Source organism: Dyadobacter sp. CY261, assembly GCF_021440085.1.
Lineage (GTDB): Bacteria > Bacteroidota > Bacteroidia > Cytophagales > Spirosomataceae > Dyadobacter.
On sequence record NZ_JAKCPW010000004.1, the window covers coordinates 44,675 to 60,160 of the forward strand.

General features: G+C 48.2%; 14 protein-coding genes. 9 read left to right on the forward strand and 5 right to left on the reverse strand.

Annotation, left to right across the window (positions count from 1 at the left end; genetic code table 11):
• Positions 1-113: 113 nt before the first annotated feature.
• From LZD49_RS12795 to LZD49_RS12815, 5 genes are all read left to right on the forward strand, one after another.
• A complete protein-coding gene (locus tag LZD49_RS12795; protein ID WP_234667840.1) occupies positions 114-1,943 on the forward strand; it encodes a sodium:solute symporter family protein in 1,830 nt (609 codons plus the stop codon).
• A gap of 400 nt (positions 1,944-2,343) precedes the next feature.
• Complete coding sequence (locus tag LZD49_RS12800; protein ID WP_234667842.1) at positions 2,344-5,523, forward strand: SusC/RagA family TonB-linked outer membrane protein; 3,180 nt, start codon at positions 2,344-2,346, stop codon at positions 5,521-5,523.
• A gap of 10 nt (positions 5,524-5,533) precedes the next feature.
• Positions 5,534-7,114 (forward strand): SusD/RagB family nutrient-binding outer membrane lipoprotein, encoded by a 1,581-nt coding sequence (locus tag LZD49_RS12805; protein ID WP_234667844.1) that lies wholly within the window; start codon positions 5,534-5,536, stop codon positions 7,112-7,114.
• A 106-nt stretch (positions 7,115-7,220) separates the two neighbouring features.
• The gene (locus tag LZD49_RS12810; RefSeq protein WP_234667846.1) at positions 7,221-7,736 is read left to right on the forward strand and encodes a phosphoheptose isomerase; all 516 of its coding nucleotides are present in this window, start codon (positions 7,221-7,223) and stop codon (positions 7,734-7,736) included.
• A 66-nt stretch (positions 7,737-7,802) separates the two neighbouring features.
• Positions 7,803-8,708 (forward strand): DUF72 domain-containing protein, encoded by a 906-nt coding sequence (locus tag LZD49_RS12815; RefSeq protein ID WP_234667848.1) that lies wholly within the window; start codon positions 7,803-7,805, stop codon positions 8,706-8,708.
• Between the two features lie 40 nt (positions 8,709-8,748).
• Here LZD49_RS12815 and LZD49_RS12820 read toward each other — a convergent pair whose 3' ends face one another.
• Complete coding sequence (locus LZD49_RS12820; RefSeq protein WP_234667850.1) at positions 8,749-9,696, reverse strand: 3',5'-cyclic-nucleotide phosphodiesterase; 948 nt, start codon at positions 9,694-9,696, stop codon at positions 8,749-8,751.
• Between the two features lie 26 nt (positions 9,697-9,722).
• On the opposite strand from LZD49_RS12820, the gene LZD49_RS12825 reads away from it, so the two are divergent.
• Positions 9,723-11,204 (forward strand): cryptochrome/photolyase family protein, encoded by a 1,482-nt coding sequence (locus LZD49_RS12825; RefSeq protein ID WP_234667853.1) that lies wholly within the window; start codon positions 9,723-9,725, stop codon positions 11,202-11,204.
• A 14-nt stretch (positions 11,205-11,218) separates the two neighbouring features.
• Complete coding sequence (locus tag LZD49_RS12830) at positions 11,219-11,671, forward strand: GNAT family N-acetyltransferase (RefSeq protein WP_234667855.1); 453 nt, start codon at positions 11,219-11,221, stop codon at positions 11,669-11,671.
• Position 11,672: 1 nt separating this feature from the next.
• On the opposite strand, the gene LZD49_RS12835 is transcribed toward LZD49_RS12830, so the two are convergent.
• Both LZD49_RS12835 and LZD49_RS12840 read right to left on the reverse strand, forming a co-directional pair.
• Positions 11,673-11,927, reverse strand: coding sequence for a hypothetical protein (locus LZD49_RS12835; protein WP_234667857.1), 255 nt, complete (start codon positions 11,925-11,927; stop codon positions 11,673-11,675).
• Entirely contained in the window at positions 11,924-12,133 is a 210-nt protein-coding gene (locus tag LZD49_RS12840) for a type II toxin-antitoxin system HigB family toxin (RefSeq protein ID WP_234668403.1), read from the reverse strand. Before LZD49_RS12840 ends, LZD49_RS12835 begins: the two co-directional genes overlap by 4 nt.
• On the opposite strand from LZD49_RS12840, the gene LZD49_RS35545 reads away from it, so the two are divergent.
• Both LZD49_RS35545 and LZD49_RS12845 read left to right on the forward strand, forming a co-directional pair.
• Positions 12,101-12,226, forward strand: a complete 126-nt coding sequence (locus LZD49_RS35545; protein ID WP_255721030.1) for a hypothetical protein — start codon at positions 12,101-12,103, stop codon at positions 12,224-12,226. The two genes, LZD49_RS12840 and LZD49_RS35545, sit on opposite strands and share 33 nt — an antisense overlap.
• Positions 12,227-12,320: 94 nt before the next feature.
• Entirely contained in the window at positions 12,321-13,469 is a 1,149-nt protein-coding gene (locus tag LZD49_RS12845) for an AI-2E family transporter (protein WP_234667859.1), read from the forward strand.
• Between the two features lie 27 nt (positions 13,470-13,496).
• Here LZD49_RS12845 and LZD49_RS12850 read toward each other — a convergent pair whose 3' ends face one another.
• On the reverse strand, positions 13,497-14,798 hold the full coding sequence (locus LZD49_RS12850; RefSeq protein WP_234667861.1) for an AarF/ABC1/UbiB kinase family protein: 1,302 nt from the start codon (positions 14,796-14,798) through the stop codon (positions 13,497-13,499).
• A 3-nt stretch (positions 14,799-14,801) separates the two neighbouring features.
• Positions 14,802-15,476, reverse strand: a complete 675-nt coding sequence (locus LZD49_RS12855; protein WP_234667864.1) for a TetR family transcriptional regulator C-terminal domain-containing protein — start codon at positions 15,474-15,476, stop codon at positions 14,802-14,804.
• Positions 15,477-15,486: the final 10 nt, after the last annotated feature.

The window sequence follows — 15,486 nt, forward strand, 5'->3', positions numbered from 1 at the left end:
ATATTAGAACCAGGTAACTGCTTAAAACGGCGATGGATTTTTGATTAACAATTTAAAGATTTATTGTTAATTATACCACCAAGCCACCTTCCGATAATTCCGCCGACTTACCGATGAAAATCAAGTCCCTCGATCTTCTGATCATATTAATCTACCTGATAACGGTCCTATCAATCGGTGTTTACCTGAAACGGCAGGCGGCAAGAAGCAAAAACGACTATTTGCTTGGTGGCAAATCCATGCCGTTCTGGATGCTTGGCATTTCCAATGCCTCGGGCATGTTCGACCTATCCGGCACAGCCTGGATGGTTGCCATTATGTTTGTTTATGGCGTAAAAAGCATTTGGCTGCCGTGGCTCTGGCCCGTATTTAACCAGATATTCATGATGGTATATCTCTCGATTTGGCTCAGGAGATCCAACGCAGCTACTGGCGCGGAATGGATGCTTTTCAGGTTCGGCGACTGTCGTGAAGGCGGGCTTTCCCATAAGGTCATCATCGTCTTTGCATTACTAAGCTGCCTGAGCTTTATGGCCTACGGGTTCATCGGACTGGGAAAATTCATTGAAATATTTATCCCCTGGCAGATCGTTAAACCATTTTTACCATTCAATATCCCGGATGATTATGTTGCTCACTTCTATGGGATTCTGTTTACTATTTTCACGACTTGCTATGCATTGCTTGGCGGAATGAAAAGTATTGTATGGGCCGATATGCTGCATTATCTGATCATGGTGATTGTATGCGTGTCTGCCGCTGCGATGGCATACACCGTGTTTCCCGACAGCTCACATTTACCTGTACCTGCTGGCTGGACCGACTTTTTCTTGGGACAACAATCGGACCTCAATTGGTCGTCGCGACTGCCGGCCGCCGCCGAGAAGCTCAAAAGCGACAATTTTGCCCCATTAGACTCTTTTTTTGCACTAATGACTGCCAAAGGCATTCTCGCTAGCCTGGCCGGGCCTGCACCTAACTATGATATGCAAAAAATATTATCTACCCGTTCCCCCAGGGAAGCCGCTCTGATGAGCATGATCGTGAATATCGTGCTGTTACCTACCCGATATCTCTTCATTACCGGCATCACGGTTTTAGGGCTGCTATATTTCCAACATTCAGATATGGCACCAAACATCGGCACCGACCTCGAAAAAGTACTTCCTGCGGTGCTGAATGCTTACGTTCCGTCGGGCATGCTTGGATTGGTACTTATAGCGCTAATGGGCGCGTTTATGGGCACTTTTGCCGGTACATTCAACGCGGCCCAGGCCTATTTCGTGAACGATGTCTATCTCAGGTCTTTCAATCCAGGTGCAGGGAACCGCGAGATCAGCCGGGTCAATTATCTTTCAGGCATCGTTATAGTTAGCATCAGCATTCTCCTCGGCTTGCTCGCAAAGGATGTGAACAGCATTTTGCAATGGATCGTGTCCGCATTGTATGGTGGCTACATTGCCTCCAATGTACTGAAATGGCATTGGTGGCGCTTCAATAGCGCGGGTTTCTTCTGGGGAATGCTGGCAGGAATCGTGTGCGCACTGATTTGTCCCCATATTTTTCAAAATACCCTTCCACTGCGCTATTTCCCGCTCATTCTCGGCATTTCGATCATCGGCGCCCTGGCCGGATCACTGGCGACGAAGCCAACAGACATGGAAGTATTGAAGACATTTTACAGGACGGTGAACCCATGGGGATTTTGGGGGCCTGTTCGCGACGAGGTTAAAGCAAGCGACCCGTCGTTTGTCCCGAACAGGCACTTTTCCAGGGACATCTTTAACGTAGCAATCGGAATCATTGCGCAAACAGCCATCACAGCCATTCCGGTCTTTTTTATTCTCAAGATACCGGCCGGAATAAACATCGCGATTGCCCTATTTGTGATTTCTTCTGTGGTTCTCTGGAAAACGTGGTATAAAAATCTTCCGCAGCAGTGAGCGTCCGACAGATTCTGAATCCAGAAACACCTTGAGCCCACACTTGTCAAACGTGCCTTGAATGGCTCCACTTTGATGTCTGTAGAGCTACGTATATAACCAATCGAACTATGCTCCCAGACTGCTTCGACAGCCTTCTATAAACTTATTTGTTTCCTTGTAGACATTTTTCAAATCGCCAAAGCATACAAAGAATAATCCTTTTTTAAAGCCAAATAATTTTAAATGCACATTAATAAAGTGTTAAAAATGTGTTATTTTTAGATAAAAAAGCACTATATAAGTATGGAGTCATCGGCGGTATATTTGACTCTGCTTGTAGTTTACAATACCTCTATTCAAGGATCAAATTTAACCTATCAGAAGTACGGACTGTATGAAAAAAAATCTACTAGTTAACATGCTGATACTGTTCACTGTGCTTTCCCTAACGGGTTATGCGCAGGAAATGACGGTATCCGGGAAAGTAAGCGACGCTGCCGGCGGAGAGATTGCCGGCGTAAACGTAGTCGTAAAAGGTACCACAAGGGGCACCACCACTAATGACAAGGGTGAATATAGCATCACCGCTGAAAAAGGAAAAACGTTAACATTCAGCTATATCGGTTATGTAACGAAGGAGGTGGTAGTTGCCAATGCGACTATCCTGAACATCTCGCTGGCCGCTGAAGCAACGGCATTGAACGAAGTGGTGGTAACGGCATTGGGTATCAGCCGCGACAAAAGGGCATTAGCTTACTCCATTACAGAAGTAAATGGTAGCAATCTGACCCAGGCGCGTGAAGCCAACCTGGGAAATGCGCTCGCAGGAAGAGTAGCTGGTGTAAACGTAAGCAAAATCGCATCAGGCCCCGCTGGCTCTTCTCGTGTGATCATTCGTGGCAATAAGTCCCTGCAAGGCAACAATCAGCCTTTATATGTGATTGACGGTATCCCGATGGACAATAACAATTTCGGCCAGGCCGGTCTGTGGGGAGGTTCTGACGAAGGTGACGGATTGTCGAGCATTAATCCGGACGACATTGAGTCAATTACCGTTTTGAAAGGAGCGAATGCAGCCGCACTTTACGGATCACGCGCTGCCAACGGGGTTATCAACGTGACCACCAAACGCGGAACGAAGAGAAAAGGTATCGGTGTAGAATTTGGTTCTAACTATGTATTTGAAAAACTGAATGATCTGTCGGACCTTCAACACTCGTATGGAGCAGGCGGCTATGTAAGTGGCGTTGCAACCAAACCTGCCAACCAGAACCAGGCTTACGAGTGGGGTGACGACTCCTGGGGGCCTAAATTTGACAACAGCCAGGTCGTCGGTTTTGATGGAAAAATGCACCCATATTCTTACGCAGGGGACAATTTCTCACGTTACCTCAAAACTGGTCACGCATTTACAAACAATCTTGCATTCTCAGGTGGAAACGAAACACAGAATTTCCGTGCGTCGGTTACCAATTTGAAAAGCACGACCATTATTCCAAACTCCGGCTTTGACAGGATTAACCTCTCATTATCAACCCAGGCGAAATTTGGTAAAAGGCTGAGCCTCGATGCCAAGGTCCTTTATTCCGAAGAAAAAGCAAAAAACAGACCGAACGTTTCAGACTCTCCGGGTAATGCCATTCAAGCCGTTTGGAGAATACCGGGCGACATGAATGTGCTTGATTATTACGGAGATCCTTTGAAACCGGGTGCGATTCCGTCAGGTACCGACGCTGCAAGCCTTGGCATATGGGGAGTAACCAAGCCAAAATCGGTTGGAGAAGAAATGCAGCAAGCTAACAACAACTGGGGCCAGAACCCTTATTGGGTTGCTTATCAGTTTATTAAGTCCGACCAGAAAAACAGGATCATTACTTCCGGCCAATTAAAATACCAGTTGACCGATTGGCTCTTCATCCAGGGGCGCGTAGGCTTGGATAAATATAGCAGACGGGCGGAAAGCCTCACACCTGAAGGTACCGGCTACCAGCGCGGCGGAGCCAGAAGTTTGGGAAACTGGGACGTGTCCGAGCTTAATGCCGAGTACACCATTGGTGCAAACAAAGAATTCGGAAAAATCGGATTCACGGCTTTTGTAGGCGGCAACAGGATGAGGAGGAAATATGAATATGTGAATGTGTACGGCAATGGATTTAATGTCCAGTTCTTTCCTGCTTTGAACAACGTTAAAGACAAATCCTTCAATTACGAGCCCAAAGAAAGCGGTATCAACTCGCTTCTGGGATCAGCGGAATTGTCATACGATGGATTTCTGTTCATCACTGCAACTGCAAGGAACGACTGGTTCTCGGTACTTAATCCTGAAACAAACAGCATCCTGTATCCGTCGATCGGAGGTAGCTTTGTCTTTTCAGATGCATTTAAAGGACTTCCGTCATGGCTATCCTACGGTAAAGTGAGAGCATCATGGGCACAGGTAGGTAATGTTACCATCGATGCCTACCAGAACAATCTTACCTACTCCCTGAACGGAAACCCGCATCTTACGCTTCCGATGGCCTCATTCTCCCAGGCAATGGGCAATGGCGGAAACATACCCAACCCCGCTCTGAAACCGCTGACGGTGACTGAAACGGAAGTCGGTATTGATTTCAGGGTCTTCAATAACAAGCTGGGTATCGACTTCACTTATTACGACCAGCAAACCACGGACGACATTTTGAATGCTACCATTTCGAGAGCTTCCGGCTTTGGCAGCACCTCGGTCAACCTGGGTAAACTACAAAACCGCGGTTTAGAACTTCTGTTATCCGCCACCCCGCTTAAAACCAACAACCTGACCTGGGATCTTACCGTAAACCTGGCTAAAAACAATAGCAAGGTGAAGTCACTGATCGAAGGAACAAACGAACTGGTGATGGATGAGCCGAGAACCAAAAATGCTTTTATCAAAAATATCGTTGGTCAGCCTTTCGGTGTAATCACCGGACGTGTACAGAAAATGTCTCCTGATGGACAGCCGGTATTTGATAAAGACGGTCGTCCGGTTAGCGCTCCGGGATATCAGCCCATTGGAAATGGTATTGCGAAAATGACCGGAGGTGTAACCAATGCATTCAACTACAAAGGATTTGACCTTTCTTTCCTGGTAGACTTCAAAGTGGGAGGTGATCTTCTTTCCGGAACAAATATGAGATTGGATCAGTGGGGATTGAGCAAAAACTCCCTGAAAGGCCGTGAGGGCGAAGCACCGCTTACAGTAACCGGAGTGACGCAGGAAGGAACCGATTATAAGCCTTTTACAAAAACACTAACTCCTCAGGAAGCATTCAACTACTGGGGTGCCGTGGGAGGCGAGGGAGACAACGCGGTAACCACCATGTACCTTTACGACGCGTCGTTCATTAAGTTGAGACAGCTTACTGTTGGATATTCATTCCCTAAAAAGCTCCTTAACAAGACACCCCTTCAAAACCTGACATTGTCGTTTGTGGGGCGTAACCTGGCTATTTTGTTCAAGAATACGCCAAATATTGATCCTGAATCAAATTATGCGAATGGTAACTCGCAGGGCTTCGATTATTTCGGATTCCCCTCGACACGCAGCTATGGTTTCAATTTGAGAGCAACATTCTAATTTCTGAAAAATGAAAAATTTGAAAAAATATATGAAGTACGGACTCGCTGTATTGTTGGTGACCGGGTGTGATACCAAAGAATTGCACGACCTGAACATCAACCCGCAGGCGCTGAACCAGGTAAATCTTAACTTCATCTTTACTTCGGTCGAACTAGGCATCGCATCTAACGGCTCCACTGGCGATAACCGCTACATTGACTGGCGGACGAACATTGGGATGTGCGCTTACGCCATTCAGCAGTTGGCAAACTCAGGCGGCGGTATCGCCCCGGGCGATAAATACACCGTTAATGCAGAGACCAATGCGGCTCCGTTTGAATTTACCTACAATGATCAGCTCAAAAATATTGCTGAAATTTTAAAACAGTCGGGTCCGGGAGGTTTTGCGGAAGGTAAATACACTAATATGCGCAACGCGGCCAGAATTATCCGCGCATTCAGTTTTGCTCGACTGACCGATTTTTACGGTAATGTGCCGTATTTCGAGGCCAACAAGGGAATTGAAGGAATTTTCTTTCCAAAATATGATTCGCAAGATGCCATTTATGCCGACCTGCTGAAAGAACTGGATGAAGCTTCCGCCGCTTTGAGTACTTCTAATCCCGATGACGGCTTTGCTGCGGCTGATTTCATTTACAAAGGCGACATCGCCAAATGGAAAAAATGGGGATATTCATTAATGCTGCGCCTGGCAATGCGCATCTCCAATGCCGACGCGGCAAAAGCGGCTACCTATGTAACCAAGGCTGCTGCGGGCGGCGTCTTTACGAGTAATGCAGACAATGTATGGGTTGCGATGGCGGACGGCCCAAGCGAATGGGTAAACCAAAACGGTATATCCCGCGCCTTTGACCCGGGTGATGGCGGTCAGCCTACCTATCTGAGTGCTACGCTGGTAAACTACCTGAAGGGCACAAACCAGGCTGTGGCTACCGACGACGATCCTCGTTTGATGATTATCAGTGGCGGAATTGGAAGCGACACTGTCATTACCGACCCGGTTAAACAAAAGGGGATGCCTAATGGATACGATCAGGCAATGCTAGACAAGCTGGAAGGAAAGACCGTCGATGTTTCGAAAACGTATTCCAGAATCAATACGAAAATGTTGCAGGACTCCGATCCTTACATGATCATGAACTATGGCGAAGTGGAGCTCCTTCTGGCAGAAGCAATTGAGCGGAAAATCGGAAGTGGTATCGCCGGAACGGCTAAATCGCATTATGATGCGGGTGTGAAGGCATCCATGCAAATGTACACGCCGTACGATGCGTCGTTGACAGTTTCGGACGCTGCCGTAGCTGCCTACCTCACTACCTACCCTTATGGCACTGCTAAACCCGCACTGGAGATGATCGGAGAGCAAATGTGGGTGAACAAGTTCTTCAACTGGTGGGAAGCATGGAACGACTGGCGCAGAACCGGCTTTCCCAAGCTGACGCCCACCAACTACCCAGGCAATGTAACCAATGGAACCATTCCCGTAAGACTCCGCTATCCGACCAACGAAGTGGCAGGTAACCCGAATTATCAGACAGGTGCTACTTTGCCCGACGAATTCACCACGAAAGTATGGTGGGACAAATAGTATAAATTAGTAGATATAATTCAAAAGGTGCCCTGAATATTTTGGGGCATCTTTTTGTTTTTTATCCTAATTTTGAAACTCACTGATTTACTAATTAATCCCGAACATGATACAGTCATTTACGGCTGATGCCGATAAAAACGAGGTTTTTGAAAACGTGCAGCAGTTCATAGAGCAACAGGGTTTCACCGTTGTAAGCAAGGACCATTCCCGTCCGTGGGGTGGTTTTTTTGTATTGGACGAAAGCCAGGCCCCTCAATTCATATCCACATTTTTCCCGCATTTGTCGCTTGCAGATTTTGCCGGTTATGAAAAGCTGAGCCCCAAAATCCTTGTGGTAGCGCCGAACAAACGTCTTTCCTGGCAATATCACCATCGCCGCGCCGAAATCTGGAAAGTGATCGGAGGGAATGCAGGGATCGTGATCAGCGATACAGACCAAGAAACAGAATTGCAGCAACTGCCGATCGGCACCGTTATCAATCTCAAAAAAGGCGAACGCCACCGACTTGTCGGTGTGAATGAATGGGGATTTGTGGCCGAGATCTGGCAGCATACCGATCCATCGAACCCATCCGACGAAGACGATATCGTACGTGTGCAGGACGATTTCGGAAGATAACCTCCTGACCTGACAAGCTATCATTGCTTGCCGGTTGCATTATATATTCATCTAAATTAGCCAGTTATGAAATTCGGAAAAGTTGACAATCCCGATGATATAGATTTCAAACTACCGGCCGACGCTCCTGCCAACAAGGAGATTTTGAATGCGGTAAAGACCGCGGCAAAACCGGGAATCTACATCGGATGCGCCAAATGGAATAAGACCGATTTGAAAGGGTTTTATCCAAGAGGAACCAAGGACGAATTGGCGTATTATGCGACCCAGTTCAACAGCATCGAGCTGAATGCGACTTTTTACAGCAACTTCCCCGTTGAAACAATTGAAACCTGGTACACCAAAACACCGGCAGGCTTCAAATTTTTCCCCAAATTGCATCAGGGAATCAGCCATTGGAAGCGGTTGAAAGATGCGAAAGAGCCGACGGATATCTTTCTTGACGGCATTGCCCATTTGCAGGAGAAACTCGGCATGCTCTTCCTGCAAATGCCCGACAACTTCGGCCCCAAAAACTGGGAAGTGCTGAAAGCCTACCTCGAAGGATGGCCATCCGGCTTTCCGCTCGCCCTCGAACTACGCCATACCGGCTGGTACGACCCCACCCTCTTCAATGCCGAAGACCTGTACAGTGTGCTGGAAAAGAAGAATATCTCCCACATTGTTACCGACTCGGCCGGGCGGCGCGACCTGCTACACATGCGGCTCACCACCCCTACGGCCTTCATCCGTTACAACGGCGCGAATGTCGATTCGGACTACACCCGTCTCGACAACTGGCTCGATCGATTGAAAATCTGGATCGAAGAAGGCATTCAAAATATCTATTTCTTCGTGCATCAGAACCACGAAGAAGCATCGCCATTACTTTCATCTTACCTCATCCAAAAACTCAATCAAGAGCTGGGACTGGACTTACAAGTTCCATTCGACCCGAGAATTGAGAGCGGGCAAGTAAAACTTTTCAAATAGCAACAAGGCGGGCTTCAACACCCGCCTTTACTTTGGGACGTTATTTCAAATAGAGCGGCACACCCTGTTCGGGAAAAATCAAATGCAGGCCCAGGTCGTTTGCGCCGGTGAGCTCTTTTCGGATGGTTGCCTCATTATTTCCAGTGGGCTTGATGTGCGTGACGATTACATTCAGGTCTTTCAAATGTGCTTTTCCTGCGAGGCTTGCCAATGTTTGGAACTCCTGCATCAACCATTTTGGCGTCAAATGCCCGTACAAATGCCGGTCAGGTTGCGCATTGGGATAAGATGCCTCCAAAAATATACCTTTCAGTTTTCCCGCTTTCACCAACGGCGCAACAACCGTCCACACCCGCTTCATAAGATCCGTTTGCTCCACTTCATCCGGCCCGGTGTCACCGAAATACAAAATAAAAGCATCACGGAAGCGCACGAGAAAGGCCGTACTCGAGTACGGTTTTGAATGGCTTAGCGGAAAGGCCTGCACGGCCATTTCAGTGCCAGCCAACCCAACTTCCGCATTTTCGGCCAGGAGTTGGTAGCGGTATTTGTTCAATGCAGGCGCAGGGCCGTCGTTAGCCAGATTCGGCCAGCTTTGCCAGTTGAAGTAATGCGTCTTCATGACCTCGATACTGTGCCCCATGGCATAAACCTGCTTGACGGTGTCATCTACCGAGTTGATGATCATCCCGGAAATATGGTCGAGATGCGGGTGCGAAATGAGGTAGCCTTTGATATACTGCTTCAAAACCGTCTCCACAGAGACATTAAAGGCCTTTTCCTGGATTGACCGCGCTATCCCATTGCTCACCGTGCCGGCATCAAGGCACACGTATGCGTCCGAACCCGCAGGCGCGACCATGTACGCGGAAAGATTTCCGTCCATCGTACCGCCTTTCACGCCTAATGGCACGACTTTAAAGCCGTTTTGCGCGAAGGCCGTAGCGGTTAAAAATAGCAGAAGGAAGGCTTGTATGATATATCGCATTTTCATTGGATAGATTTCGAAGAGTTATGAAAGCCGTCACGCTTGTATTCCCACATCAGTTGTTCCAAAAACATCCTGCGATGGCCAGGGACAGGCCGGTGATTATGGTGGAAGAATCTCTTTTTTTCAAGCAATTTCATTTCCACAAACAAAAACTGCTCTTTCACCGGGCAACGATGCAAAACTACAAGGCGTTTCTGGAAGAACATCAAATCGCGGTGGAATATGTGGAGGCAATGGAAATGCATTCGGATGTGCGGAAACTGGTGCCTTACCTGGCAAAAAAGGGTATTACTGAAATCCATTATGCCGATGTTAGCGATGACTGGCTTTCCCAACGGCTCCGTAAAAGTGCTGCCGAGGTAACAGTCGGGTTGGTCGAATATCCGACACCCATGTTTTTGAATTCACGGGATGATCTGGATGCGTATTTCATGAACCGCCGCCGGTACTTCCTGGCTGATTTTTACATGGAGGAGCGCAAAAAGCGGGACATTCTCATGTCGCGGAATGGCGAACCTGCCGGTGGAAAATGGAGCTTCGATACGGAAAACCGTTTGAAATACCCCAAAAAACAACAACCACCCGAAATCCGCTTTCCAGAGCGGTCCGAGGCCTGGGTAGAAGCGAAGGAATATGTTGAAAAACACTTCGCGGAGAACTATGGCGAAATTTCGAACGACATCCGCTTCCCCATGACCTCGGCGGAAGGCCGTGCCTGGCTCGACCAATTTTTCGAAAATCGCTTCGCCGACTTCGGTGCTTACGAGGATGCAATGGTGTCGTCGGAGCATTTCCTGCATCACAGCATTCTTACGCCTGCCCTCAATACCGGCCTGATCACGCCGGCGCAGGTGATCGAAAAAGCGCTTGCCTACGCACAAGAAAACGGCATTCCGCTCAATTCGCTGGAAGGTTTTGTGCGGCAGATTATCGGCTGGCGGGAATTTATCAGAGGTGTATATGAGGTAAAAGGTGGCCAGCAACGCACACGCAACTATTGGCAATTTACACGCAAGCTGCCCGAAAATTTTTGGAATGCGGGCACGGGCATCGAACCAGTCGACATCGTGATCCGAAAGGTGCTGAAAACGGGTTACTGCCACCATATCGAGCGGCTGATGGTATTGGGCAACTTCATGTTACTTTGCGAAATCGACCCGGATGACGTGTACCATTGGTTTATGGAGCTCTTTATCGATGCTTACGATTGGGTCATGGTGCCTAATGTATACGGGATGAGCCAGTTTGCCGACGGCGGACTGATGGCTACCAAACCGTACATCAGCGGGAGCAATTACCTGATGAAAATGAGTGATTTTCCCAAAGGCGAATGGCAGGAAACCTGGGACGGCCTTTTCTGGCGGTTTATGGACAAATACCGGAAATTTTTCCTCCGCAACCCGCGCCTGGGCATGCTCATCAGGACTTTCGACCAAATGCCGGAAGAAAAACGGCAAATGCACATCAGCAACGCAAATGCCTATCTTCGCAAACTCGACCGCTAACATTACCGACGCCAATGCCCGACATCATCCGAACCAACAGCGACAACCCCGATTTCCAACGCCTCACAGACCAGCTCGACACCGAACTCTGCCGCATTTACAACACCAACAAGGAAGATTACGAAGAATACAACCGCATTACCGGCTTGCCAACGGTTGTATTAGCCTACGAAAACGGCGTCGCCATAGCCTGCGGCTGCTTCAAACCCCACGACGGCACGACCATTGAATTGAAAAGAATGTTCGTCCAACCGACATCCCGCGGGAAAGGCATCGCCTCCGCGGTCGCCGCAGAACTGGAAGCATGGGGCCGTGAATCGGGCTACCAAACTGCTATATTAGAAACCGGTACCGGCCAACCGGAAGCCATTGCGATGTACCGGAAACTGGGATATACCCACATCCCACATTTCGGAGATTTCCCAGACGAATCGCGGAGTGTGTGCTTGGGGAAAAGGTTGGGTTGACTTATCGGGTCTTTGCCAAATTTTTCTGTTTGAGCTTCAATTCATACATGCGGAGTTCAGTGATGCCTTCGAGGGTCCGCGGTGGCTCTATATAATAGTGGTCTTTTTCATATGCCTGCGCCGCCCGGGCCATTGTCTCCAAAGTATTGAGCTCTTCTTCCGACAAATTTTCCTCGCCCCTATCCATAAGCCGCTCGATTTCTTCCATTGCAACTTCGTATGCAGCTTCCGTCTCGTATTTCAGTTCTTTTTTCATAGTCGCCTCAGGTCAAGCTTATCATATTCGGCATGTGTACCAATAAATTTAATAAAAACAGTCCGAACCCGGAACACAATTCTAACCACAATTCTCAATTGATTGCCACGCACGTTGAAAATGTACAAATTTCTTCCAACAGCATCAGCAGAATTAAATACATTCTTAACATCATGAAAACTACGCCAGTTGGCCTTCTCAACCACCGAATACCAGTTGTCAAGCGCCTCGAAAAAATGTGGATGCTCTTTCCCGAAATCACGTACCTTCTTGTAGGCTATAACAACCATCGCGAATAAGCGTGTGTGTGTTTGGAATTAAAATTTTGAAAAATCTGAAAAGAATTTAAAATTTCAGAAAATCCATTAGCAGTCGGCCAAATCGCATTATCCATTGGAAAGCTCTACCCCACCCTTCTATCAAAAACTCTCCCTTACCCTTCTGGCGATCGGTATCATTATGGTGGCGATTTATCTGGGGCAGGACATTATTGTTCCGCTGGCGCTTGCGGGTTTGCTGGCGGTGTTGCTGCGGCCGCTGGAAGAGCGTTTGATCCGGCTGGGCGTTCCCAAACTGATGGCGATTACCCTCGCATTGCTGCTTGCTGTGTTGGTGGTGTCGGCGGTAACGGTGTTGATCTCCATGCAACTCGCGGATTTCTCCGATGAATGGCCGAAGCTGAAACGGAATATCGATCACTTTTACCGCGATGCCCGCCGGTGGATCCGGCGTGAATATAGCGTGAGCTACCGTCAGCAGGCCGAATATCTGAAAAATGCGCAGAGCAAAACGCTTGAAACTTTTCAGGGGCCAGAAACGCTGGGCGCGGTGACGGGGCCACTTGGAACTTTGATATTAATCCCGATCTATACTTTTTTACTGCTTTATTACCGGGCAATGCTGCTCCATTTCGCCGTGGTGCTATTCGCAGAAGAACACAAGCAGCGGGTGCTCGAAATCTTAGGAGAGATCAAAGCCATTATCCAGAGCTATATGGTAGGGTTACTGCTTGAAACAACCGCTGTGGCCGTGCTCAATTCAGTAGGCTTGCTTGTCCTGAATGTGCAGTATGCCATTCTGCTGGGCGTAATGGCCGCTATTCTGAACCTGGTGCCTTACATTGGCGGGTTAGTTGCGACGGCGTTGGCGGTAATGGTAACTTTTATCAGCCACCCGGAAATTGATGTGCTGCTGGGTGTGGTAGGCATTTTTATTGTCGTGCAGGTGATCGATAATAACTTCTTCGTGCCGTTTATCGTTGGCTCAAAAGTGCGGATCAATGCATTGGTATCGATCGTAGGTGTGCTGGTGGGCGGCGCGCTGGCTGGGTTGTCGGGTATGTTTTTGTCGATTCCGGCCATTGCGATGATGAAGGTCGTCTTTGATCGCGTAGAAGGACTGGAACCCTGGGGGATCTTACTGGGCGATCAAACGCCCGAGCAGGCCAACAACAATCTGTTTCGTTTTGTGAACCTGAAAAGGCCTGCCGCCGGTGCGCCCGGTGCCGGAGCTTCGGATAGAGAAGAAAAAAACCAGTCGTGAAGTTTTCACGACTGGTCGTTATGGATGTCAGCTTACAAATTGCTGGGTATCCACCACCGCTTTCAGGTCATGCAACAGGCTGAAAAGCCCGAAGAATGTGCGGTTAATGTAAATAAAGTGCTTGGAGCCGCGGTTCATATTCATTTTGCGAAGCTCCTTGTCGTTGGCATATTTCTCGCCTAATGCAGCCAGTTTCAGGAAGAATTCTTCGTCCGAGAAATCGAACGTCTCCGCATGGAATGGCTGGGTAAGTAATGCGAGTATTTCCTTGAACAGGGTCGAGAAATAAACGGTTTCCGCTTTCGTATCCTTATCCGTGAGAATTTCAAGCTCAACTAATCGGGCATGGAAGAACGCCGGATTATTCAGGTTTTCCGGCTCGGCCAGTTCGAAGTAGGGAATATAAAATTCTTCGGGAATCTCCTTGATACAACCAAAATCAATGGCGATCAGGTTATCGTTTTCGTCTACCAGGAAGTTGCCCGGATGCGGGTCCGCGTGCACTTTGCGTAACTGATGCACCTGGAACATGTAAAAATCCCATAATGCCTGGCCAATCTTGTTCGCCACCTCCTGCTCAGGATTGGTTTTACAAAACTCGGAAAGGTGCTTTCCTTCCATCCAGTCCATCGTGATCACCCGCTCGGACGAAAATTCCGGATAGTATTTCGGAAAACGCAGATTCGGGATATGGCTGCAAGCCTCGGCAATTTCGCTGCTCTGCGCTATTTCAAGAATGTAATTCGTTTCCTCGGTCAGTTTCGTTTCGACTTCCTTAAAATACTTGTCCGAATCCTTAGCCTGGATATTGAACATTTTCATAGCGATCGGCCTCACCAGCGCCAGGTCCGACGAAATGCTTTCTGCCACGCCGGGATACTGGATTTTAACGGCCAGCTCTCTGCCTTCGTGCGTCGCCTTGTGCACCTGACCAATGCTGGCCGCATTGATCGCATTGGGATCGAACGTATCGAACAGTTCAAGCGGTGATTTCCCGAAGTATTTCCGGAACGTTTTCACTACCAGCGGGGCCGATAGCGGGGGAACAGAAAATTGCGAAAGCGAAAACTTCTCGACGTAAGCCTGCGGCAGGAAGTTTTTTTCCATGCTCAGCATTTGCGCCAACTTCAACGCGCTGCCTTTCAGGCTTTTGAGGCTATCGTAAATATCCTCGGCATTGTTATTGTTGAGGTTATCCCGGGCCGTTTCCGGACTCGTGATTTTCTCGCCGTAGTATTTCAAATAATTCCCCCCAATCTTAACACCTGTTGAAATAAGCCGGGTGGCACGCCGTATTTTGGAAGTAGGGATGCTATCAATTGTCTCCATTCCTTACTTCATTTTTTCTTTAATGAGAAACTTTCCAAAATCGATCACGCTTTCAAGTGGCGTCGTATCGATCAGGTCAAAGGTAGCCCGGATAGATTTTTCTATATAGAGATCCGTCTTCTCAAAACCTACAGATTCATCATCGAGCCAGAATTTCAATGTAAGCAAAAGCTGGATCCACGCGCCTTCTTCCAGTGCATCCTGCTGCGCTTTGCGAATGCGTTCGCTCCTGGTTTTGAGGTATCCGTCGCTGATTTGGTGGACAAATGCCTTGAAGCTGTTCCTGAATTCTTTCAGTTTCAGCATGCCGCTCAACCTGTTTTTGTCTTCTTTCAATGCAAAAACCACATAGCTGCGGTTGGCGGTGAAGATTTCAAAAAGCGTGAAATAGTAGGTCAGAAGCTTCTCCTGGAAGCCCAGGCCATGTACCTCGCCGCTCTGATTGATCAGGTTTACGGCCAGGTTATGAAAACTCACAAAAACGCGTTTTTCAAGCGAATCGATGGAAGTGAAGAATTGATAAAATTCCTTTTCCACCATACCATGCTGCTTGCAAAACAGGTACACCGATTCCGGCTTTTTGTGGTTTTCCAGGCAGTAGTGCATATACAACTCGGTAATTTTGTCGGCAGTCAGTTCCACGCTCGCGGGTGGTAATGCCTTCATTTTGGTAGCCATCAGAAGTATT

Bases quoted from the DNA above. Each gene is read 5' to 3' on its own strand.
- LZD49_RS12795 (WP_234667840.1), top strand. From the start codon at position 114: ATGAAAATCAAGTCCCTCGATCTTCTGATCATATTAATCTACCTGATA.
- LZD49_RS12800 (WP_234667842.1), top strand. From the start codon at position 2,344: ATGCTGATACTGTTCACTGTGCTTTCCCTAACGGGTTATGCGCAGGAA.
- LZD49_RS12805 (WP_234667844.1), top strand. From the start codon at position 5,534: ATGAAAAATTTGAAAAAATATATGAAGTACGGACTCGCTGTATTGTTG.
- LZD49_RS12810 (WP_234667846.1), top strand. From the start codon at position 7,221: ATGATACAGTCATTTACGGCTGATGCCGATAAAAACGAGGTTTTTGAA.
- LZD49_RS12815 (WP_234667848.1), top strand. From the start codon at position 7,803: ATGAAATTCGGAAAAGTTGACAATCCCGATGATATAGATTTCAAACTA.
- LZD49_RS12820 (WP_234667850.1), bottom strand. From the start codon at position 9,696: ATGCGATATATCATACAAGCCTTCCTTCTGCTATTTTTAACCGCTACG.
- LZD49_RS12825 (WP_234667853.1), top strand. From the start codon at position 9,723: ATGAAAGCCGTCACGCTTGTATTCCCACATCAGTTGTTCCAAAAACAT.
- LZD49_RS12830 (WP_234667855.1), top strand. From the start codon at position 11,219: ATGCCCGACATCATCCGAACCAACAGCGACAACCCCGATTTCCAACGC.
- LZD49_RS12835 (WP_234667857.1), bottom strand. From the start codon at position 11,927: ATGAAAAAAGAACTGAAATACGAGACGGAAGCTGCATACGAAGTTGCA.
- LZD49_RS35545 (WP_255721030.1), top strand. From the start codon at position 12,101: ATGAAAACTACGCCAGTTGGCCTTCTCAACCACCGAATACCAGTTGTC.
- LZD49_RS12850 (WP_234667861.1), bottom strand. From the start codon at position 14,798: ATGGAGACAATTGATAGCATCCCTACTTCCAAAATACGGCGTGCCACC.
- LZD49_RS12855 (WP_234667864.1), bottom strand. From the start codon at position 15,476: ATGGCTACCAAAATGAAGGCATTACCACCCGCGAGCGTGGAACTGACT.